Consider the following 22626-nt stretch of genomic DNA (forward strand, 5'->3'; position numbering starts at 1 on the left):
CAAGGGCAAAAGTGCCCTGATCACCGGAGCAGCGCGCGGTATCGGACGCGCCTTCGGCTAAACAAGACGCAAGCGCCGTCGCTGCCGGAAATATAGGTTTTCCGAACATGGAGAGCCGAGGGCTCACTCCGTACGCGGCCGAAAATGCGCATCGATCGCGGCGCGTACGCGTGCCACGCCGGCCGCGATGTTGTCGCTCGGTATGGATGAATAGCCCATGCGAAAGAAGCGGCACGGGGCATCGCTGCGCGGGAAGAAGGGCGATCCGGATTCGACGAGCACGCCGTCCTGACGCAAATCCTGCACCAGCCGGTCGGCATCGAGACCCTGCGGCCCTTCCATCCAGAACGAGGTGCCGCCGAACGCCGACGCGCCGGCGACGGTGAGGCCCTCGCGCTGCAGGCTCTCGGCCATCAGCACGTGGCGCTTGTGGTATTCCGTGCGCATGCGGTGCAGCACGGCGTCGTAATGGCCGAGCGCCAGGAAATAGGCGACGGTGCGTTGCAGGTGGCCGGGTGGGTGGCGCAGCATCAGCGAGCGCAACGCGCGCGCCTCGCGGATGAACGGCGCGGGAGCCACGAGATAACCAAGGCGCAGGCCCGGAAACAGCGACTTCGAGAAACTGCCGATATAGAGCACGCGCCCGGTGGAATCGAAGGCCTTCAGGGCCGGCGAGGGTGGGGCGAGATAGCTGATTTCGAATTCGTAGTCGTCCTCGACGATGATGAAATCCTTTTCCGCCGCCGCCTGTAACAGCCGTGCGCGCCGGTCGATCGGCATGGTCGCGCCGGTCGGCGAGTGGTGGCTGGGCGTGACGAAGACGGCATCCGTATCGTCCGGCAACCCATCCGGCGGCAGGCCCTCGCCATCGACATCGACCGTCGTGACCCTGGCGCCGCTCAAAAGCAGCGAGGCGCTGGTATCGGGATGGCAGGGGTTTTCACACACGGCGCTGGAACCCTTGTCGAGGATCAACCGCGTGACCATCCACAGCGCATTCTGCGCGCCGACGGTGATAAGCACCTCGTCCGGGTTCGCATGAATGCCGCGCCGGGGCAGGGTGCGTGAGCAGATGTAATTGACCAGCCGGACATCATCGGCCGCCGCGAAGTCGCTCGCCATGAGGATGAAGTCCTCGCGCGCCAGCGCCCGGCGCGCGCAATCGCGCCAGGCATTGAGGTCGAAGAGCGAGGGATCCATCTGGCCATAGAGGAAAGGATAGGGATAACGTCGCCAGTCGAGCGGTTTCGAAACCTGGCGCACGACTTCGAAGCGCATCTTCATCTTGCCCGACCAGTCGACGGGATTGGAACCGGAGGCAGGGCGGTCGTTTTCGAGGCCCCGTCCGGGCGGATTGCTGGCGATGCGGTAGGAACTGCGGTTGGACGCTTCCAGATACCCCTGCGATACCAGTTCCTGATAGGCGAGCGTTGCCGTGATGCGGGAAATATTGAGATATTCCGCGAGCTTCCGGGTTGAGGGCAGGTGCGCGCCCGGCTGGACGCGGCCTGCCAGCACGGCCGACACGACCGTTTCCCGCAACTGGGCCTGCAAGCCCAATCCGCTCTCCCAGTCGATGAAGAAGATCGTCTCGGAAATGTTGGTCCGCATGCAATCTGTCCAGCGTGTCGCCAATCTGGATTTATTCAACTTCCAAACTGGATATAACGCAAGCGAGACGTGGCATTTATCACTTTCATCAAGAAGACCGGGACAATCCGGCTCGAACGATCATCAATGAGGAGGAACGATGATGCTTTTCAGACATTTCAATCGCATGGCAGCCACTGCCAGCATTCTGGCCGGCCTTTTTGCGTCCGGCGCGGCCTATGCGGAAACCAATCTCGTTGTCGGCTATCAGCAGATCGTCGGCCCGTTCGTGGCGGCGATTGCCGATGGCCGTTTCGACGCGGCTGCCAAGGAGGTCGGGTACACGATCGACTGGCGCCAGTTCTCGTCGGCCGGCGACATCACGACGGCGCTCGCCTCGGGCGACGTGCCGATCGGCGTGCTTGGCTCGACCGGCACGGCCGCGGCTGCGACGCGCGGCGTGGAAATGGAACTTTTCTGGATTCTTGACAATATCGGCAAGTCCGAGGCCTTGGTCGCCCGCGATGGTTCGGGCATCGAGACGCCTGCGGATCTCAAGGGCAAGAAGGTCGCCGTGCCCTTCGTCTCGACGTCGCATTTCCACCTTCTGGTCGGCATGAGCAAGGTGTGGAATGTCGATCCGCGCGAGGTCGAAATCCTCAACCTGAAGCCGCCGCAGATCGTTGCCGCCTGGCAGCGTGGCGATATCGACGCGGCCTATGTCTGGCCGCCGGCGCTGTCGGAAATCCTGAAGTCGGGCAAGGTGATCTCCGATTCCGAAGTCATCGGTGCGGCCAGCGTCCCCACCTTCGACGGTTTGGTCGTCGACAAGGCCTGGGCGGCGGAAAACCCGAAACTCATGGAGGCTTTCACCAAGGTTCTGGCCCAATCCTATGCCGACTATAATGCCAACAAGGCTGCGTGGACGGTGGATTCGCCGCAGGTGCAGGGCATCGTCAAGCTCATCGGCGGCGACGGTCCGAGCACCGTCGAGGCCCTGGGGCTGCTCTCCTTCCCGAATGCGGACGAGCAGGCATCCGATACCTGGCTTGGCGGCGGGGCGATCCGCGCCCTCAGTGAAAGCGCAAAATTCCTCGTGGAGCAGAAGCAGATCGGCAAGTCGCTCGACGACTATGCGCCGTTCGTGAATTCGAGCTTCGCCGGTGCGGCTGCCAAGTAGGGCCGCCGTCGATTGCGCACCGGCCGGTGGAGCGGTCGGTGCAGCCATCATCGTTTACCTACGTGACCGAGGTGCAGGGAGGCATTTCTCATGGAAACACTCAGCGTCAGGAATATCAGCCTGACCTATCCGGGCTTGTACTCGGATCAGGCGGTGATTGCCCTGAAGGGCGTCAACCTCACCATCAAGAGCGGAGACTTCGTCGTCGCCCTCGGTGCTTCGGGCTGCGGAAAGACGACGTTGCTCAACCTGATGGCAGGTTTCATGGCACCGTCGGAAGGCGACATCTCGCTTGGCAACCACCGGGTCAACGGGCCGGGCGCCGAACGCGGCGTGGTCTTCCAGAAACACGCGCTTCTGCCGTGGCTCAACGTGATTGAGAACACCGAATTCGGTCTGAAATTGCGGGGCGTCGACAAGGCGGCGCGGCGGGAAATCGCGACGAAAAACCTCGCCCTTGTCGGCCTGCAGGATTTTCACCGCCACATGATCTATCATCTTTCCGGCGGCATGCAGCAGCGCGTCGGCATTGCAAGAGCGTTAACCTGTGACCCAGCCATGCTGCTGATGGACGAGCCGATGGCGGCGCTCGATGCGCTGACGCGTGAGACCATCCAGGAACTGCTGCTGGAGGTCTGGCAGCTCACCAACAAGATGTTCTTCTTCATCACGCACAGCGTGGAAGAGGCGCTGTTCCTTGGCTCGCGGCTGATCGTCATGTCGCCGCGCCCCGGCCGCATCACCCACACCTACGAACTCGACTTCAACCGGCAATTCCTCGCCGAGGGCAATGCCCGCGCGATCAAGTCGAGCCCGGAATTCATCCGCATGCGCGAGGAAGTGCTCGGCATCATCTATGGCGACGAACGTGCGTCCGGCAACCCGGAGATGGCCCATGCTTGACAGAGTGACACGGGCCAAGCCCGCCAAGGTCGGCAAGATCTTCGGGGCTCCGGGTGACGGAAACAGCGCCCTCATCAGCTTCATGACCGCAGCCGTGCTCATCGCGCTCTGGTTCCTCGTGACCGAGTCCGGCTGGGTCAAGCCGCTCTTCCTGCCCTCACCGCTGGCCGTCTGGGACAAGTTCTGGCTGGCGATGACGGAGGGTGTTTCGAACTCGACACTGATGCAGCACACGCTGTCCAGTATCGGCCGCGTGTTCGGCGCCTTCCTGCTGGCGATGGTGACGGCGGTACCGATCGGTATTTTGATGGGCGTCAACCGCTTCGTGCGCGGCCTGTTCGATCCGATCATCGAATTCTACCGCCCGCTGCCGCCGCTCGCCTATCTGCCGCTGGTCATCATCTGGCTCGGTATCGGCGAATTCCCGAAGGTGTTCCTGATCTATCTGGCGATTTTCGCGCCGATGGCGATTGCCGCAAGGGCAGGCGTGCGCTCGGTTTCGACGGAGCAGATCCACGCGGCCTATGCGATGGGCGCTACCCGGGGCCAGGTCATCAGCCAGGTCATCATGAAGGCGGCGCTGCCGGAAATCTTCACCGGCATGCGCATCGGCATCGGCGTCGGCTGGACGACGCTCGTGGCAGCGGAAATGGTCGCCGCCAACCGTGGCCTCGGCTTCATGGTCCTCAACGCGGCCGAAAATCTCGAAAGCGACACCGTGATCATGGGTATCTTCGTCATCGGCATCTTCGCTTTCGCCTTCGACCTTCTGATCCGCTACCTCGAAAAGACACTGATCCCCTGGAAGGGCCGCGTCTAACCGGCGGACAACTTCGACACTCCATCTACCCGGCCGTGGCGGCCTTTGAAGACGGCGTTTCCCGTCTCCGGCGAAGCCATGCCCTGCGACAGCCAAAGGACAGGACGATGTCACTGACTGCAACCGATCTCAAAAGCGTGTTCGATGCCTTCAACCGACATGACATCGATGGGGTGATGCGCTTCTTTTCCGAGGACTGTGTGTTCAACGCGGTCGGTGGCCCGGAGGTCTACGGCACCCGCTTTGTCGGCACCGCGGCGATCGCAGACGCCTTCAGCGGTGTCTGGAAGGCGATGCCGGATGCCGAATGGGGCAACCACAGCCATTTCGTTGACGGGGATCGCGGCGTTTCCGAATGGACCTTCTCCGGCACGGCCGCCGATGGCAGCCGCATCGAGGCCGAGGGGTGCGATCTCTTCACCTTCAAGGGCGGCAAGATCGCCCGCAAGCAGGCGTTCCGCAAGAACCGCCCTGTCCTCCAGCCTCGCTACTAGCGCCGGAGCAAGGCCATGCAACAGCACACCAATCCCCAGAAGGCCGGCAGGACGCCATTCGATCCCGCCTATGACCCGGAACATGCCCCGAACCCGGGCATCGGCAAGGACTATGCGCCGACCTACTGGATCGGCACGGCCGGCCCCGAGCCGGAAGACGACGGCCCGATCACGCGCGACATCGATGTTGACGTCGCCATCATCGGTTCCGGCTATACCGGCCTCTCCTGCGCCATCCACCTGGCCCGCGAGCACGGCATCAAGGCGACGGTGCTTGAAGCCAATGGCGTTGCCTGGGGATGCAGCACCCGTAATGGCGGGCAGGCGCAGATTTCTGCCGGCCGCCTCAAGCGCTCGCAATGGATCGCCCGCTGGGGTGTCGATGTCGCAAGACGCATGCATGCGGAGATCACCGAGGGCTTCGACCTGTTTCGCGCGCTGGTGCGGGAACCGGAAATCGACTGCGATCCGCAGGACGGCGGGCATCTCTATATCGCGCATCGCGACAAGGTTCTTCCCGCGCTCGAAAGCGAGACCCGCGTTCTCAACGATGTCTTCGGCTACCGCGCCCGCATGGTTTCGCGCGAGGAGATCCACAGTGATTTCGTCAATGACGCGGAAGCGCGCGGCGCCATGTACGAGCCGGATGGCATGGGCATCCACGCTGCCAAGCTCGCCTTCGGTTATCTCCGGCTGGCACGGCGTCTTGGGGCGACGGTGCACACGTCGAGCCCCGTGCTCGACTGCACCGCCAAGGGCGGCGTGCATTACCTCCGCACGCCGGGCGGCACGGTGCGGGCCCGCGCCGTCTGCATCGCCACCGCTGGCTATACCTCGCCCGGCATGAATGCGCTGACGAAGCACCGCCTGATGCCGATCCTGTCGAACTCCATCGTCACGCGACCGCTGACGGCGGACGAGCAGCAGGCGCTGAACTTCAAGGCGCGCATTCCGCTGACCGATACGCGCACGCTGCGCCACTATTACCGCATGCTGCCGGATGGCCGGGTGCAGATCGGCAGCCGCAGCGCCATCACCGGGCGCGACGCCACCAACCCGAAACATCTCGCCCTGCTGCTCGAGGGGCTCCACCGCAAGTTCCCGATCCTGCGCGGCATCGAGATCGACTATTCCTGGTGGGGATGGGTGGATGTCAGCCATGACATGATGCCGCGCATCTTCCAACCGGATGCCAGCCAAAGGCTGTTCTACGCCATGGGCTATGGCGGCAACGGCGTCATGTATTCGGCCCAGGCCGGTCGCCGCATGGCGCAGATGGTCGCCGGCAAGGGCGCCGGCCTCGACCTTCCGATCTTCACCTCGCCACTGCCGAGCCACGGCCTTCTTACCCCGTTCCGCCGGCTCGGCCAGTGGGGAATGTACCGCTGGTACGCCCTGCGCGACGAAATCCTCTAACCGCCAGACATCTCGATCAATTCCGTCAGGGAAAGGACCCCGCCATGAAAATGACCACCGAAGAAGCCTTCGTCAAAGTTCTCCAGATGCATGGCCTCGAACATGCCTTCGGCATCATCGGCTCGGCCATGATGCCGGTGTCGGACCTGTTTCCCAAGGCCGGCATCCGCTTCTGGGACTGCGCGCACGAAACCAATGCCGGCATGATGGCGGACGGCTTTAGCCGCGCGACCGGCACGATGGCGATCGCCATCGGCCAGAACGGCCCGGGCGTCACCGGCTTCATCACCGCGATGAAGACCGCCTACTGGAACCACACGCCGCTCCTCATGGTCACGCCCCAGGCGGCCAACAAGACCATCGGCCAGGGCGGCTTCCAGGAAGTCGACCAGATGGCGATGTTCGAGGAAATGGTCTGCTACCAGGAAGAGGTGCGTGATCCCTCGCGCATTCCCGAAGTGCTCAACCGCGTCATCGAGAAGGCGATCCGCGGCTGCGCCCCGGCGCAGATCAACATCCCGCGCGACTACTGGACCCAGGTGATCGACGTCGACCTGCCCGCCATCGTGCGCTTCGAACGTCCGGCCGGCGGCCCGCAGGCGATCGCCGAGGCGGCAAGGCTGCTGTCGGAAGCAAAATTCCCGGTCATCCTCAACGGTGCCGGCGTCGTCATCGGCGGTGCGATCGGCGCGTCCATGAAGCTTGCCGAGCGGCTCGACGCCCCGGTCTGCTGCGGTTACCAGCACAATGATGCCTTTCCCGGCAGCCATCGCCTGTCGGTCGGCCCGCTCGGCTATAACGGCTCGAAGGCGGCGATGGAGCTGATCTCCAAGGCCGACGTCGTGCTGGCGCTTGGCACGCGGCTCAATCCGTTCTCGACCCTGCCGGGCTACGGCATCGACTACTGGCCGAAGAATGCCGCGATCATCCAGGTCGACATCAATGCCGATCGCATCGGCCTCACCAAGAAGGTTTCCGTCGGCATCTGCGGCGACGCCAGGCAGGTGGCGGGCCAGATCCTCGAGCAACTCTCGCCGTCCGCCGGAAATGCCGGCCGCGAGGAGCGCAAGGCAACCATCCACCAGACCCGCTCGGCCTGGCAGCAGCAGCTCTCCTCGATGGACCATGAGGATGACGATGTCGGCACGGAATGGAACGAAAGCGCGCGCAATCGCGAGCCGAACCGCATGTCGCCGCGCCAGGCCTGGCGAGCGATCCAGGCCGCTTTGCCGAAGGAAGCGATCATCTCGACCGACATTGGCAATAACTGCGCGATCGGCAACGCCTATCCGACGTTCGAGCAGGGCCGGAAATATCTTGCGCCCGGCATGTTCGGTCCCTGCGGTTACGGCTTCCCGTCGATCGTCGGCGCAAAGATCGGTTGCCCGGATGTACCGGTGGTCGGTTTTGCCGGCGACGGGGCCTTCGGCATCTCGATGAACGAGATGGGCGCCATCGGCCGCGAGGGCTGGCCGGCGATCACCATGGTGATCTTCCGCAACTATCAGTGGGGCGCGGAAAAGCGCAACACGACGCTCTGGTATGACAACAACTTCGTCGGCACCGAACTCAATCCCAATCTCAGCTACGCCAAGGTGGCCGAGGGTTGCGGGCTGAAGGGTGTTTCCGTCGATACGACGGCGGCCCTCACCGAGGCATTGTCGAACGCGATTGCCGACCAGGCGCGTGGCGTGACGACCTTCGTCGAGGTCATCCTCAACCAGGAACTCGGCGAACCCTTCCGCCGCGACGCGATGAAGAAGCCGGTGCCGATTGCCGGCATCGACCGCGCCGACATGCGCCCGCAGCCGCGGGCCTGATTGCACGCGCACGATCCATGTCCCGCCCGGTGCGTCCGGGCGGGCAAGCTTTCCCGCAAGCGACTGGACCGACATCATGACTTTCGCCGCCTCCGTCCAAGACCGTTTCCGGGGCATGCCCTCCGGATTTGCAGCCTACTGGCCGGGCTTTGCCGTCGCCGCCGCCGTGGCCGTCGCAGCCCAGTTCCTGTCCGATCATTATGGTGCGCCGGCCATGCTGATGGCCCTGCTGCTTGGCATTGCCTTCCACTTCCTGTCGGAAGAGGGACGCTGCGTGGCGGGCATCGATTTCTGTGCCAAGCATGTGCTCAGGATCGGTGTGGCGCTGCTCGGCATGCGCATCAGCGTCGATCTTCTGATCGGCCTCGGTGCCAGCACCATCCTGCTGCTCGTGTCGGCACTGGTCGCCACGATCGGCTTCGGCCTGCTCACGGCAAAACTGCTTGGCCGCGGTTGGCGGCTGGCACTGCTCACCAGCGGCTCTGTCGCGATCTGCGGCGCTTCTGCGGCGATGGCGATCGCCGCGGTGCTGCCGAAGAACGAGTTTTCCGAGCGCAACCTGATCTTTACCGTGCTCTCGGTCACGGTACTCTCGACGCTCGCCATGATCGCCTATCCGATCATTGCCCAGACCATGGGGCTGGACGCGCGTGCAACAGGCATCTTCTTCGGCGGCACCATCCACGACGTGGCGCAGGTCGTCGGCGCCGGCTTCTCCGTCTCTCCGGAAGCGGGAGAAACGGCGACGCTCGTCAAGCTGATCCGCGTCACCATGCTGGCACCGGTCGTGCTGATCTATTCGCTCTCGTTGCGCAACGTGCCGCAGCGGGAAGGCGAGACCGGCAAGCGCCCGCCGCTCATGCCCGGCTTCGTTATCGCCTTCCTGATCTTCGCCGCGCTCAACTCCTTCGGTCTGGTGCCGGAACTGGTGGCGAATGCCGGCATGGAAACCTCGCGCTGGGCGCTGCTTGCCGGCATCGTTGCCGTCGGCATGCGAACCTCGCTGCGCCGCGTGCTCGACGTCGGTGGCGACGCCGTCGCCCTCATCGTCGCCGAGACCGTCTTCATCGCTCTCTTCATTCTCGTCGGCATTCACTATCTGGGACACGCCTGATGAAACCGCTCGACCGCATTCTCGAAGCTGCGAAATCCGCGCCACGGCATATCGTGCTCGCCGAAGGGGAAGACCCGCGTATTGTCGAGGGGGCGGTGCAGGCTGTCCGCGCGGGCGTGGCCAGCATCACCCTCGTCGGTCGCCGAACAATCGTCGAAGAGCGACTTGCCGCGGTCGGCGCCGGGGCGGGCGAAATCCGCATCGAGGATCCGGCCTCGTCTCTCCTTACACCACGTCTGACCGCTGCCTATTACGCGCTTCGCAAGGCCAAGGGCATCGACGAGGCTGCGGCCGACGCGGCGGTCCGCTCGCCGCTCGTCTTTGCCGCCATGATGGTGCGCGCGGGCGAGGCGGACGGCACGGTGGGTGGGGCTGTGGCGACCACGGCCGACACGGTGCGCGCCGCGCTCCAGACCATCGGCCGCGCGCCCGGCGTCGGCCTGGTGTCGAGCTTCTTCCTGATGATGCTGTGCGAGGCGCATCATGTGAAGAAGGGCGCCTTCGTCTTTGCCGATTGCGGGCTGGTGGTTGATCCGGACGCGGCGGGGCTTGCCGATATCGCCGTGATGTCGGCGCGCTCCTTCGAGGCACTGGCCGGCAAGCCGGCAAAGGTGGCGATGCTGTCCTTCTCGACCGCCGGCAGCGCCGCGCACGAGCGGGTCTCAAAGGTGGTGGAGGCGACGCGGTTGGCGCATGCCGCGGAACCCTGCCTTGTCATCGATGGCGAGTTGCAGTTCGACACCGCCTTTGTCGAGGCCGTCAGCGCCGCCAAGGCGCCGCAGTCGGCACTGCATGGCGAGGCCAATGTCTTCGTTTTCCCCAATCTCGATGCCGCCAATATCGGCTACAAGATCGCCCAGCGCATCGGCGGCGCCACCGCCATCGGTCCTATCCTGCAGGGCCTCGCCAGGCCCGCCAATGATCTGTCTCGTGGCTGCAACGCCGCCGACGTCTTCCACATGATCGCCGTCACCGTGGTCCAGGCCGGCAATCGTTGAGGGATCCGAAAACCCAAACAAATCCAAACGGATATTAGGCGGGTTTTAACGATCTATATCAATTCTGCACTTCCGGGCGAGTTCGCTCGACGCTGCCATGACGGCAAGATTTCCCGCACATCATACGATCAGAAATCCTGCTTGTGCGCGGGCACGGCCGGGCATTGGAATTCGGGAGGCTTCCTTGAAAATACGTCTCAACCTCATGGCCAAGATCCTCTTGGCAGCGTCGCTGGCCGTCATCGCGGCCTTTTCCGGTTTTTCGGTCTATATCGACACGCTGCAACGCGGTACGGTCGCCAAGGGCGTGGCGGCGGAGATCGAATCGTCCGGCCAACTGGCCGCGACCGGCATTTCCAACTGGCTGAGCGCCCGCGTGATGCTGACCGAGCTGGTCGCCGATATCGCCGGGAAGTCGACCGGCAGAGAGGATATGCTCCAGCGTTTCGGTAATCCGCTTCTGTCGCGCGAATTTGCCATGGTCTATTACGGCAACGGGGCCGATGGCGCCTTTACGCGCCTCCCGCCCGCCGAGATGCCCAAGGATTTCGATCCGCGCAAACGCGCCTGGTACAAGGATGCCGTCAAGCTTGACGGACCACTCTTAACGGATCCCTATAACGACGCCGCCAGCAATGCGCTGGTGATCAGCGCCGTCGTTCCGGTCAAGCGCGACGGTGAACTCATTGGCGTCGCCGGTACCGATTTCCCGCTTGAAGGTCTCGTCGGTATGATCGGCAAGGTCGATCTCGGCGGCATGGGTTCGGCCTTCCTCGTCAACGGCGACGGCACGGTGCTGGTCCACCCGGACCCCGCTTTGGTCTCCAAATCCCTTGCCGACATGTTCCCGCAGGCGACCCCCGTCATCGACAGCAAGGGTCTCATGCAGACCGAACTTGGTGGCAAGCAGGTCTTGGTCAGCTTCCTGCCAATCGCTGGCCTGCCGGTCGGCAACTGGTATCTCGGCCTGATCGTCGATCGGGATATCGCCAATGCCAGCATCGGCGAGTTCCGCCTGGCCGCGTCGATCGGCACCGTCGTCGGTGTCGTTGCCATGATAGGGGTGCTGGCCCTGCTTCTGTCCCGCCTGGTCGTAAAACCCGTGGTCCGCATGACCGGCATGATGAGCCGGCTGGCGCGTGGCGACGTTTCAGAGGAAATTCCGGCGGCGGACCGCACGGACGAGATCGGCCGCATGGCGGCGGCCGTCGCCGTGTTCCGCGACAATGCCATCGAGCGCACCCGCCTCGAAAACGCCGCCGAGGAGGGCCGCGTGCTGTCCGAAGGCGAACGCCGCGAGCGTGAGGCGCTCAAGGCCCGCGAGGCGGCCGAAATCCACCACGCCGTCGAGGCGTTGGCGGATGGCCTCGGGCGGCTTGCCGAGGGGGACCTCGCCCACCGCATCGACACCCCCTTCGCCGGCCATCTCGATCGCCTGCGCACCGACTTCAACCACTCCGTCACCAAGTTGCACACGGCGATGACGACGGTCGGCCAGAACGCCCGCGCCATCGATGCCGGCGCCATGGAAATCCGCACGGCCGCCGACGACCTCGCCCGCCGCACGGAGCAGCAGGCCGCCTCCGTCGAGGAGACCGCCGCAGCACTTGAGGAGATCACGACGACCGTGAAGGACTCGACGCGTCGGGCGGAGGAGGTCGGCTCGCTGGTCTCGCGCACCCGCAGCGGTGCGGAAAAGTCGGGCGAGGTGGTGCGCCGCGCCGTCTCGGCCATGCAGGGCATCGAAAAGTCCTCGAGCGAGATCACCAACATCATCGGCGTGATCGACGACATCGCCTTCCAGACCAACCTGCTGGCGCTGAATGCGGGCGTCGAGGCGGCGCGTGCCGGTGAGGCTGGCAAGGGCTTTGCGGTCGTCGCCCAGGAGGTGCGCGAGCTTGCCCAGCGCTCGGCCAATGCGGCCAAGGAGATCAAGGCGCTGATCACCACCTCGGGCGAACAGGTGCGCTCCGGCGTGTCGCTGGTCGACGAGACGGGTGCGGCGCTGGAAGCGATCGTGCGCGAGGTGCAGGAGATCAACGGCCACGTCAACGCCATCGTCACCGCCGCCCGCGAGCAGTCGACGGGGCTGCAGGAGATCAACACCGCCGTCAACACGATGGACCAGGGTACACAGCAGAACGCCGCCATGGTTGAGGAACAGACCGCCGCCAGCCACGGCCTTGCGGCCGAAGCCGCAGCGCTCAACGCCTTGCTGGCGCAGTTCCGGCTCGGGCAGGGGGCTGCAACCTACGAGGCCCGCCCGGCGCGGCGCGCGGCCTGAGCGGCCTCTGGTTAAACGGGATTGGAGGTTGCTGCCTTACGGTTGCAGCCTCCAGTTCTGGTTCTGTCGCGATGCTCGCCGTATCCGGTGCTGTCTTCGTCCCGCTCTTGCGCCCTTCCTACTGAAGCAATCGTCTCAGATAGTTGCCGTAGTCGCTCTTGCCGTATCGCTCGGCCTGTTTCTCGAACTCGGTGCATGAAATGAAGCCCTGGCCGAGCGCGACTTCTTCCGGGCAGGCGATCTTGAAGCCCTGACGTTTTTCGAGTGTGCGCACGAAATCGCCCGCTTCGAGCAGGCTCTCCGGCGTGCCGGTGTCGAGCCAGGCATAGCCGCGTCCCATGATCGATACTCTGAGCGTGCCGCGTTCCAGATAGTGGCGGTTGACATCCGTGATCTCATATTCACCACGGTCCGAAGGCTTCAGGGTGGCCGCGACCTCCACCACGGAGGGGTCATAGAAATAGAGACCCGCGACAGCCCAGTTGGATTTCGGCGCCTTCGGTTTTTCCTCGATGGAGACCGCTTTCATTTCCCTGTCGAACTCGACCACGCCATAGCGCTCCGGATCGACGACATGATAGGCGAAGACCGTGCCACCCGCCGTGTTTGCGCTTGCATCCGCCAGGAGCTTGGGCAGGCCATGCCCGAAGAAGATGTTGTCGCCGAGGATAAGGCAGCAATTCGAGTGACCGATGAAATCGGCGCCGATCACAAAGGCCTGCGCAAGGCCCTCCGGCCTCGGCTGGATGGCATAGGAAAGCTGCAAGCCCCATTGCGCGCCGTCGCCCAGAAGCTTTTGGAAGTGCGGCATGTCGTGTGGTGTGGAAATGACCAGGATGTCGCGAATACCCGCCAGCATCAGGGTCGTCAGCGGATAATAGATCATCGGCTTGTCATAGATCGGCAGGATCTGCTTGCTGATCGCCATGGTCATCGGATGCAACCGCGTGCCGTTGCCGCCGGCCAGAATGATGCCTTTCATTGCCGTTCCCCAGAATGAGCGCTTCTTGCCTGCGTGAGCTTTCCACCGAGAAGCGTCTCAACAACCTTGCGGGTCGACGTCCGCCAGTCCGGCAGTGTGATGCCGTAGATGTGTGTGAGCTTGTCGCTCGAAAGTCTGGAATTTGCCGGCCGCTTGACCGGTGACGGATATTGGTCGGAGGCGATCGGGACGACCTCGACAGGGTTGCGCTCGTAGGCCTCCGCCGCGCAAAAGATCTCGTGCGCGAACTCCGCCCAGCTGGCTTCGCCGGCGCCGGTCAGGTGAAAGATACCGCGATACCGACCATCGCGGTCATCGACCATCCGCCGCGCCGCCAGGATCAGGGCGCGGGCGATATCCTCGGCCGAGGTTGGACAGCCCTGCTGGTCGGCGACGACGGGGAGCTTGTCGCGCGTTTCTCCGAGCCTGAGCATGATCTTGAGAAAGTTGACGCCATAGGGCGAATAGACCCAGGCCGTGCGAAAGATCGCGAGGTTGCTGGCGGCCGCCACTGCGCGGTGCTCGCCGTCCAGTTTCGACGCGCCATAGACGCAAATCGGCCCAACCGGATCAGTCTCGACATAGCGACCTGGTTTGCGGCCGTTGAACACATAGTCCGTGGACAGGTGGAGCAGCGGCACGTCGAGCCGGGCAGCCGCCTCGGCCACGGCGCCGGCGCCGAGGCCATTGACGGCAAAGGCGAGATCCCGCTCTGTCTCCGCTTTGTCGACCATGGTATAGGCGGCGGCCGAGACGATTGCATCCGGGCGTACCGCCGAGAGCGCAGACATGATGCTGGCCGGAACCGCGAGGTCCAGTTCCGGCCGGCCGGCCGTCACGATCTCGACATCCATGTGCGGGCCGAGGGCCGCGAGTGACCGCGCGATCTGACCTTCCTTGCCGGTGACGACGATCCGCATCGAACTCACGCCCGCCTTTCCAGCAGGCCGAGGCGCTCGCCGGGATAGACGGTTTTGCGCAACGGTCGCCACCACCACTCGTTCTCGAGAAACCAGGCAACGGTCTTCTCGATACCGCTCTCGAATTTCTCCTGCGCTTTCCAGCCGAGTTCGGTCTCCAGCCGTGTCGCATCGATGGCATAGCGCGCGTCGTGGCCTGGCCGGTCATCGACATAGGTGATCAGGTGTTCATGCGGGCCGTCTTTCGGCCGCATCGCATCCATGATCTGGCAGATGCGCCTGACCACATCGATGTTGCGCTGTTCGTTGCGGCCGCCGACATTGTACTTCTCGCCCGGCCGGCCCCTTTCGGCGATGAGGTGCAGCGCGCGGGCGTGATCCTCGACATAGAGCCAGTCCCGGATATTCGCGCCCTTGCCATAAACCGGCAGCGGCTTTCCCTCGAGGGCATTGAGAATAACGAGAGGGATGAGTTTTTCCGGAAAATGGTAAGGCCCGTAATTGTTCGAGCAGTTCGACACGATCACCGGAAGCCCGTAAGTCCGCTGCCAGGCGATGGCCAGATGGTCGCTTGCCGCCTTCGAAGCCGAGTAAGGCGAGGAGGGATCGTAGGGCGTGTCTTCATGGAAAAGGTCCTGATCGCCCAGAGAGCCGTAGACCTCGTCGGTCGAGACATGCACGAAGCGGAAATGTACCCGTGCGGAAGCGGACAGGCCGTTCCAGTACGCCCGCGCGGCCTCGAGCAGGGTGAACGTGCCCACCACATTGGTTTCGATGAAGGTGCCGGCTGCGTTGATCGAGCGGTCGACATGGCTTTCGGCGGCGAGATGCATCACGCGATCAGGCCGGAAGCTGTCGAATATATCGGTCATGATCGGTTTAGCGCAGATATCCGCCTTGAAGAAACGGTAGTTCGGCGCGTTTTCGACATCCTTCAGCGAGGCGAGGTTGCCGGCATAGGTCAGCTTGTCGACATTGAGCACCTCGACGCCGACCTCGCGCACCAGGTAACGGATGAGGGCCGAGCCGATGAAACCCGCGCCGCCGGTGACAAGAATACGCATTGTCAGGCCCTCTCCAGAAACGGGGAAAATGTGAAGGACGGCGGAAGATCTGCCAGCGACGGCTGTGCCGCGTCCTTTTCCGACAAAACGACCTCTGCCGCCTCGGCCGGCCATGCGATACCGATAGCGGGGTCGTTCCAGCGCAGACCACGGTCGTGCTGCGCGCTGTAGGGTGCCGTGACCTTGTAATGAACGATGGTGTGCGGCTCGAGCGTCAAGAAGCCGTGCGCGAAGCCGGTCGGGATCCAGAGTTGGGCGCCGTTCCCGCCGGAGAGTTCGGCGCCTGCCCATTGGCCGAAGGTCGGCGATCCCGCGCGTATATCGACGGCGACGTCGAAAACCGAGCCTCTGATGCACTGGATGAGCTTGCCCTGGGCGAAAGGGTCGAGCTGGAAGTGGAGCCCCCGTATCGTTCCCTTCGCTGCGGAGAGCGACTGGTTGTCCTGCACGAAGGTGACATCCGCGACATGTTCCCGGAACCAGGCGTCCTTGAACACCTCCGAGAAATAGCCCCTGTCGTCACCGTGCCGGGTCGGCACGATCTTCACAATGTCTGCAATGGCAAGCCGTTCAAGTTGTGTCATAGGCCCCCCGCGATGTTTTTATCACCGGAAAGGGCCGCAACTCATTCGAGACTAATGTTCACGGTTTTACAAATATTGCCGATACAAACCTCCAGACCAAGTACAAAAGGCGTAGTTATCGACGTTTCTACATAACGCTTGTACGTCCGAAGCCGTGAGAAAAACGCGCCCGGCTTTGGCGTCGCGTGCGATGGCCGTCTTTCGGCTCTTTTGGGGGCGGTGTTGCGGTGGTCCAAAGGTCGGCCAGCCGGATATACAAGGCTACCAATCGCTTTTTGACGCGGACGACGCGGCTGGCCGCCGCGCGCTCGGTCGAATCCTATGCAGCCCGCCCTCTGGTCACCATCGTGGTTGAACGCCGCGGGCCGTTTCACTGGCGTCAACACGGCTGCCAAGCCGCCATCGCCGCGTATCTATGCGGTCTAAGAGGGTTGAATTCTCACGAGAAAGATCGCGCCAAAGGCGTGGGAAGAGCCTGTGCGATCGTTAATTTCAAGCGCAAACTGCAATTATTTTGGACAAATTCGGAACAGAAAATTGTCCGGCATACTTATCTACAATATAGCTATCGTAACCTGCTAAATTTCATTTTCCTAAAATTAGGAAATATACACACAATTTCCAATTATTCTCTTGTTTAACTGCGAGAACTTTCAAGAACTTTTGGATTGTTTTTCGAGATGCATGGCGCGGATAAAAGAATTATGCGGTTCTTCGGAGGGATTTTTTTGGTGATTTATTTAATCGTAAGCTATGGAAACTAACTAAAAAACGCTACGGCGATTGGCTATTATCCTTTGCAATTAAGCATCGACATAGAGTCGTACAAAATAGCTATGCAGGTTGAAATATTTACGATATATTAGTCATACATTATTGGGCGACATCCTTAAAGATGCAGGTTATTTCGCTGCCAGGTTCGGCTGGGGGATCTCTGGGTGCGCACCAGTGAGATAAAAAAATCGTCGTTTTAGAGGTCAAAAGAGAAGACTAACCGTCTTGACATGGAGTATTGTGGTCATGGCATCGACACAGACGTACATGGGGGGAAAGGAATTTCCCGCTTCTAGCTTTGCAGATTTCTCGGATTCTAATGGACGGCAAATCTCGGTTGGCCCATCCGGCCGAGAAAAGACGATAATGGTACTGGATCGAAGGTCGCTGGATGGGCAATGTCTGGCAAAATGCCTCGGATCGCACAAGAGCGGATTGGAGTTTATCGCCGTCACTTCGGCGGAACACTGGAACTCGTTGAGGGACGAGGTTCCGCCGCTCGCTGCAATCCTCTTCAATATCGGCGGGGATAACGCCGACAATCCGGCCGTGGCCGAAAGTGTCAGGGCCCTTGCCGAGGAATTCCGGGTGCCGGTCATCCTTCTTGCGGATTCGGCGGACCTCCTGCAGATCATGAAGGCGCTCGAATTCGGCGCGAAGAGTTATATTCCATCATCCGTAACAATCGATGTTTGCCTGGAGGCCATCGCCTTGTCCTTGGCCGGCGGCGTTTTCCTGCCCGCAAGCAGCGTGCTCGCCGCGCGTCAAATGCTGGAGGCCGAGGCGCCACCAGCGCGGCTGCTCGACAGCATGTTCACGGCCCGGCAGATCGAGGTGGCAAATGCCGTGCGTCGCGGCAAGGCCAACAAAATCATCGCCTATGAGCTCAATCTTCGTGAGAGCACCGTCAAGGTGCATATACGCAACATCATGAAGAAGATGAACGCGACCAATCGCACCGAGGTTGCCTACAAGCTCAACGAACTGTTTCCGCTGGAAGCTTGAGTTAAACAGACGCGACAAAAAGACGGCCCGTTTTGCAACGGGCCGTCTCGCGTGTGAAGGAGCGTCAGTGCCTGAGCTTTTGGGGCAGGGGGCGATCAGACACCGGTACCCTTCAACACGACGATGGGGGTTTTAGAGAGAATCCGGATGTCCGTGAAAAGCGACATCCTGTTAAAATACTCGGTGTCTATGACCGCGCGCTCCGCAAACGTCGCTTCGTTGCGCTTGCCGATCTGCCAAAGACCTGTCAGGCCCGGGCGCAGCCGATAATAAGCCGTTCCATCATAGAGTTGGCGTTGTTCCGGCAGTATCGGCCTCGGGCCGACAAGGCTCATGTCGCCGAGCAAGACATTCAGCAATTGCGGGAGTTCGTCGAGCGAATATTTGCGCAGGTAGCGGCCTATGGCGGTGACCCTGGGATCGTCCCGCAGCTTCTGGCTCTGGTTCCACGCCAATCGAGCCTGCGGGTGAGCGGCCAGGTAGCTTTCCAGCTTGCGTTCTGCTTGTGGCACCATGGTCCGCAGCTTCCACAGCATGAATGTCCTGCCGCCCATGCCGATACGCGGCTGGCGATAGAATGCGCTGCTTCCGTCCAGACGGACAAGCAGGGCCAGAATGCCTATCGCAAGCAAGGCGGCTGGCGCGATCATCAGCACGGCTGAAAGATCGAATGCCCTCTTTATAAAGATATAGAGGCGGTGTTTCTCCCGATTTTTGGATAGTTCCGGCTCTCTATCAGAGCTGTATAGAAGTATGTTCGCCAATTTACGCCTCCAGCATCTCACGACGCGACTAATCAAAGTCGCGTGAAGCGAAAACTTACTTTCGGTTTTTGGATTTCGTATCTCGTTTATTCTTAATTAATTTCTTATATATTCTTGGTTTTTATTTTATATAGATAATTTGATCTATTATTATTTAGATATATACATGGCTGGCTGGGCCGTCTGCGATCATAAGCCTTCGCGGTTCCAGCTTTCCAAAAGCGCTGCCGCCTGATCGCGGCGGGCGACGTCAAACATGCGTCTGGCGCGGTACAGACGAACCCGGGTGAGGCAGGCGAGGGCAAGCAGGCGGTTTCGCAGGCCCGAGACCCTCTCGCTTGCGAAAATGCGAAAAGCCTCCAGCAGAGGGGAGCCTGCGACTGCCAGGCAGACCGCAAACCACCGCAACCGCGTAGACTGGCCGCGCCGCCAATCATCGAACTGGTGTGCCACATGACGATCCCACCGGCGTACAAGCTCGCCGAAAGACCTGCACGACGGCGTCAGCACCTTTGCTTGCGGCAGGAAAACGGTCTTGAAGGCCAATGCCGTCGCCCGCTGCCCCCACGCGGTGTCCTCCATCGTGGCGATCCCGCCGAAGGGGCCAACGTGCCGGAAGACCGAGGCCCGCACGGCCATGTTGCCGGTGGCGGCATATCCGTGCCGTTCGACATAGAGCCGCACCCGATAGCTGTAGATGCTCTCATAGGCCTCGATTGCGGTCGGGTGGGCGGGATCGGTCATGAGGATTCCGATGTCGCCACCGATGACATCGACCTCCGGGTGGCTGTTCATCGTGTGGACGATCGTCTGGGCCCAGCCCGGCTCGACCACACAATCGGCATCGACGAAGGCAAGCAGATCGGACTTAGCCAGCATAGCGCCGCGATTGCGGGCGGGGCCTGGGCCCGGCGTCGTCTCCCGTTCGAGAAGGACATCGGGAAAGTCGGCGCATGCCGCGGACGGAAGCTCCACGGAGCCGTTGTCGACAACGATGATCTGCAGCCTGAGATGAGGGGCGTTCTGGGCGTCCAACGCAAGAAGGCAGCGCCGGAGGTTGCCTTCCGGCTCGTTGAGATGCGGGATTATGACTGTGAGCTGCGGCTGCATCTGGGTCCCCATTCCTCGCGCCGCGGACGCGTTGACCGTCCGCACCACTCGTTCACGCGTTGCAGCATGCCGCCGCGTATCTGTGAGGGAAAGACATGCAAGGGGCTGAGTCTGGAACCAACGGGCAAGCGGCGCTCAGCGGAAAGGGGAGGGGCCGCCGGTGGCGGCGTATTGTCTCCGTCCGCCGATTTGACACCATCTGATTATCCGGTGTCGATTTTCGCCACGCGGGTTTAGTGCCGTGCCGTCCTTGAGCACCCGAAAGTGCATGCCATCGGTGCCTCGAACCATCCCTCGGGCGTAGGCTATGAGTTTACGCCCGTCGCATCGCTCACCGAAATCATGATGGAAGATCGTAAGCGGCAAAGTCGCAACGTCGAACGGCCATCTATCCCGCAAACAGCCGCCACTCGAAGATGCCATCAAACTCGCTTGGGTCATGGATAGGTTGTCTTCAATGCATAACCTGGATTTCGGCTTCTATTTCTCGATCATCAGGCGCAGATTGCCTCTCGTGCTGGTGGTCACCATCGTCGCTCTCGTGGCGGCGGTTATGGTCGTTCGGTTCAAGACGCCGGTTTACACCGCATCGGCCAAGCTGCTTGTCGAGGCGCCGCAGATCCCGACGGATCTTGCGAAATCCACGGTGCCGATGGGCGCAACCGCCCAACTCCTGATCCTGCAGCAGGAGATGACGACGCATGACGCGCTCGTCGCCCTTGCCTCCAGGCTCGACATCTACGCCGCGAGCCCGCAAACCCCGTCGGACGAAGACATCGTGGCCGACATGCGATCGCGGATCGATTTCCGGCAAGTACAGCTGGATGCTCAGGATCCGGCTCAGCGCGTGGCGATCTACGCCATCTCCTTCGACGCGGAAAACCCTCTTCTCGCGGCGAAAGTCACCAACGAACTCGTCGGGCTGGTGCTATCGAAGAACCAGCGGGAAAGAACCATCCGTGCGAGCAGCACGCTGGAATTCTTCGATCAGAAGGCGGTGGCGCTTGACCACACGCTCAAGCAACTCGAAGCCGAAATCCTTCAATTCAAGAACGACAACAGGGAATCGCTGCCCGAAAGCCTCGACTTCTATCGAAGCGAATTGCTGAGCCAGCAGGAACGCCAGGCGTCACTGGAACGCGAGGCATCCGAGCTGCGAAGCAAGCGTGGCGCCCTTGTTGCCGCCTATACCAGCACCGACCAGTTGCCTGGCATCGAGCAGCGCCTGACCCCTGACCAGCAATTGCTCGTTGATCTGAACAAGGCGATATCCGAGCAGCTCACCATGTTCAGTGATGACAGCCCGATCATCGTTGCCATGCGCACCCGCATCGCCGAACTCGAGAAGCGTATCCGGCTGGTGCGCAAGCCGGTTGTGGCTGATGGCAAGGCTCAGAACGTAAAAAGCGCACCCTTCGGGCTCGATCTGCAACTGTCGGAAATAGACCTGCGGCTGGAGACGATAGCCGGGGAGAAAGCGACGATCGACAAACGTATTGCCGCACTCCGCTTGTCGGTCGCGCAGGCGCCGATCAGCGAGGCGGGCTTGACGGCGCTTCTGCGAAATCGCGACAACGTGCAGAAGCAATATAATGCCGCAATCGCGCAAAAAGCCGAGGCATCGACCGGCGAGCAGCTTGAAATCCGTTCGGATAGCGAGCGCTTTTCGCTCCTCGAAGCCGCGATCGCGCCGACAAAGGCCGCCGGGCCCAAGCGCCGCCTGCTCGTGGCCGGCGGTGGCGCGGCCGGCATGGGACTTGGGATTGGGCTCGCCATTCTCCTGGAACTGCTCAACAGAACCGTGCGCAGGCCGCAAGACATTACCAACCTGCTTCAGGTCGAGCCGCTGGTCACAATTCCGGTCATCAGCATGTCAGCCGGCAAAAAGCGAAACAAACCGTCGATAGCATCGTCCACATGGCGCGCCGGCACCTGGCGCGAGAGTTGGCGGACGTATCTCACCATGCGGGGGATTTAGCCATGAGCATCGGGATTCGACCTGCCTTCCTGCATGAAGCCCTGGAAATCCGCAATTCGGATCGGGGCAGGGAGCAAGCGCCTGACGCGCGCCCCAGTTTTGCGAAAGACAATGCCTGGCCGTCCCTCAAGGAATTCCGGCTGTCGCCGCAGACACGGGCCGCCCATGGGATCGTCGCCGGGAACAAGTCCGATCCAGCCTGCGCGGCATTCGATCTGCTCAGGACGAAGCTCATGCAGACGCTGAAGCAGAACGGCTGGCGATCGGTGGCCATTACGTCTCCGATGCCGCGCTGCGGCAAATCCCTGGTGGCCGTGAACCTGGCGCTGAGCCTTGCCGAACTGGAAGACACGCGAACGGTCCTTCTCGATCTGGACCTCCGGAACCCCGGCCTGGCGACACTGCTCGAAATGGATGCGTCGCCATCGATGGAATTCTTTTTGCGGGGCGAATACGACGTTGCCGACGCGCTGCGTCTCTGCGGCAAGAATCTCGCCATCGGTGCGAACCTTTGGCCAGCGCGCCTCGCCTCTGAGATCCTGCAGGGCGAAGCGGCGGCGAAAGCGCTCAAGACAATGGTTCAGGACCTGAGTGCCGATGTGGTGCTCTACGACATGACGTCGATGCTGACCCACGACGACGTGCTGGCTTTCCTGCCCAATGTGGACTGCGTCATCCTCGTCGCGGCCGCCGAACAGAGCACCTTTGCAGAGATTGATGCCTGCGAGCGCATGCTCGCCGAAAGGACCAATGTCCTCGGCGTCGTGCTCAACAAATGTCGCCATGGCCCGGCCTATTGACGGCGACAACGGCCTTGCCCTGCGGG

The 22626-nt window shown here is 62.0% G+C and carries 19 protein-coding genes; 12 read left to right on the forward strand and 7 right to left on the reverse strand.

What is annotated here, in order from left to right:
• Positions 1–123 precede the first annotated feature (123 nt).
• Positions 124–1611, reverse strand: coding sequence for a MocR-like pyridoxine biosynthesis transcription factor PdxR (pdxR, locus tag GR138_RS13770; RefSeq protein ID WP_160859824.1), 1488 nt, complete (start codon positions 1609–1611; stop codon positions 124–126).
• Between the two features lie 139 nt (positions 1612–1750).
• On the opposite strand from pdxR, the gene tauA reads away from it, so the two are divergent.
• The 9 genes from tauA to mcpU all read left to right on the forward strand — a co-directional run bounded on the left by tauA (position 1751) and on the right by mcpU (position 12619).
• Complete coding sequence (gene tauA, locus GR138_RS13775; RefSeq protein WP_160859825.1) at positions 1751–2770, forward strand: taurine ABC transporter substrate-binding protein; 1020 nt, start codon at positions 1751–1753, stop codon at positions 2768–2770.
• A gap of 90 nt (positions 2771–2860) precedes the next feature.
• Complete coding sequence (locus tag GR138_RS13780) at positions 2861–3673, forward strand: taurine ABC transporter ATP-binding protein (protein WP_160859826.1); 813 nt, start codon at positions 2861–2863, stop codon at positions 3671–3673.
• Positions 3666–4493 carry an ABC transporter permease subunit gene (locus GR138_RS13785; RefSeq protein WP_160859827.1) on the forward strand — a complete coding sequence of 276 codons (828 nt, stop codon included), beginning with the start codon at positions 3666–3668 and terminating at the stop codon, positions 4491–4493. Before GR138_RS13780 ends, GR138_RS13785 begins: the two co-directional genes overlap by 8 nt.
• Before the next feature lie 113 nt (positions 4494–4606).
• Positions 4607–4987, forward strand: coding sequence for a nuclear transport factor 2 family protein (locus tag GR138_RS13790; protein ID WP_202402668.1), 381 nt, complete (start codon positions 4607–4609; stop codon positions 4985–4987).
• 15 nt (positions 4988–5002) lie between these two features.
• Positions 5003–6403 carry an NAD(P)/FAD-dependent oxidoreductase gene (locus tag GR138_RS13795; protein WP_160859829.1) on the forward strand — a complete coding sequence of 467 codons (1401 nt, stop codon included), beginning with the start codon at positions 5003–5005 and terminating at the stop codon, positions 6401–6403.
• Between the two features lie 44 nt (positions 6404–6447).
• Positions 6448–8223 carry a sulfoacetaldehyde acetyltransferase gene (xsc, locus tag GR138_RS13800; protein ID WP_160859830.1) on the forward strand — a complete coding sequence of 592 codons (1776 nt, stop codon included), beginning with the start codon at positions 6448–6450 and terminating at the stop codon, positions 8221–8223.
• 76 nt (positions 8224–8299) lie between these two features.
• Complete coding sequence (locus GR138_RS13805; RefSeq protein ID WP_160859831.1) at positions 8300–9337, forward strand: YeiH family protein; 1038 nt, start codon at positions 8300–8302, stop codon at positions 9335–9337.
• Positions 9337–10335, forward strand: coding sequence for a phosphate acetyltransferase (pta, locus tag GR138_RS13810; RefSeq protein WP_160859832.1), 999 nt, complete (start codon positions 9337–9339; stop codon positions 10333–10335). Before GR138_RS13805 ends, pta begins: the two co-directional genes overlap by 1 nt.
• A gap of 184 nt (positions 10336–10519) precedes the next feature.
• Entirely contained in the window at positions 10520–12619 is a 2100-nt protein-coding gene (gene mcpU / locus GR138_RS13815) for a methyl-accepting chemotaxis protein McpU (protein WP_276508789.1), read from the forward strand.
• Between the two features lie 118 nt (positions 12620–12737).
• Here mcpU and rfbA read toward each other — a convergent pair whose 3' ends face one another.
• Genes rfbA through rfbC form a run of 4 tightly spaced genes read right to left on the reverse strand, consistent with a single transcriptional unit; the run spans position 12738 to position 16169 of the window.
• Complete coding sequence (rfbA, locus tag GR138_RS13820) at positions 12738–13601, reverse strand: glucose-1-phosphate thymidylyltransferase RfbA (RefSeq protein ID WP_160859833.1); 864 nt, start codon at positions 13599–13601, stop codon at positions 12738–12740.
• A complete protein-coding gene (rfbD, locus tag GR138_RS13825; RefSeq protein ID WP_160860254.1) occupies positions 13598–14521 on the reverse strand; it encodes a dTDP-4-dehydrorhamnose reductase in 924 nt (307 codons plus the stop codon). Before rfbD ends, rfbA begins: the two co-directional genes overlap by 4 nt.
• 5 nt (positions 14522–14526) lie before the next feature.
• On the reverse strand, positions 14527–15585 hold the full coding sequence (gene rfbB / locus GR138_RS13830) for a dTDP-glucose 4,6-dehydratase (RefSeq protein ID WP_160859834.1): 1059 nt from the start codon (positions 15583–15585) through the stop codon (positions 14527–14529).
• A gap of 2 nt (positions 15586–15587) precedes the next feature.
• Entirely contained in the window at positions 15588–16169 is a 582-nt protein-coding gene (rfbC, locus tag GR138_RS13835; RefSeq protein ID WP_160859835.1) for a dTDP-4-dehydrorhamnose 3,5-epimerase, read from the reverse strand.
• 1020 nt (positions 16170–17189) lie between these two features.
• Here rfbC and GR138_RS13840 point away from each other — a divergent pair.
• Positions 17190–17948 carry a helix-turn-helix transcriptional regulator gene (locus GR138_RS13840; RefSeq protein WP_160859836.1) on the forward strand — a complete coding sequence of 253 codons (759 nt, stop codon included), beginning with the start codon at positions 17190–17192 and terminating at the stop codon, positions 17946–17948.
• Positions 17949–18043: 95 nt separating this feature from the next.
• On the opposite strand, the gene GR138_RS13845 is transcribed toward GR138_RS13840, so the two are convergent.
• Positions 18044–18712: a sugar transferase gene (locus tag GR138_RS13845; RefSeq protein WP_246200460.1), complete on the reverse strand. Its 669-nt coding sequence runs from the start codon at positions 18710–18712 to the stop codon at positions 18044–18046.
• A gap of 189 nt (positions 18713–18901) precedes the next feature.
• Entirely contained in the window at positions 18902–19867 is a 966-nt protein-coding gene (locus GR138_RS13850; protein WP_338091091.1) for a glycosyltransferase family 2 protein, read from the reverse strand.
• Between the two features lie 412 nt (positions 19868–20279).
• On the opposite strand from GR138_RS13850, the gene GR138_RS13855 reads away from it, so the two are divergent.
• Complete coding sequence (locus GR138_RS13855; protein ID WP_160859837.1) at positions 20280–21800, forward strand: GumC family protein; 1521 nt, start codon at positions 20280–20282, stop codon at positions 21798–21800.
• The gene (locus GR138_RS13860) at positions 21767–22600 is read left to right on the forward strand and encodes a CpsD/CapB family tyrosine-protein kinase (protein WP_160859838.1); all 834 of its coding nucleotides are present in this window, start codon (positions 21767–21769) and stop codon (positions 22598–22600) included. The genes GR138_RS13855 and GR138_RS13860 overlap by 34 nt, the downstream gene beginning before the upstream one ends.
• Positions 22601–22626 lie beyond the last annotated feature (26 nt).

The organism is Shinella kummerowiae, assembly GCF_009827055.1.
In the GTDB taxonomy this organism is placed as follows: domain Bacteria; phylum Pseudomonadota; class Alphaproteobacteria; order Rhizobiales; family Rhizobiaceae; genus Shinella; species Shinella kummerowiae.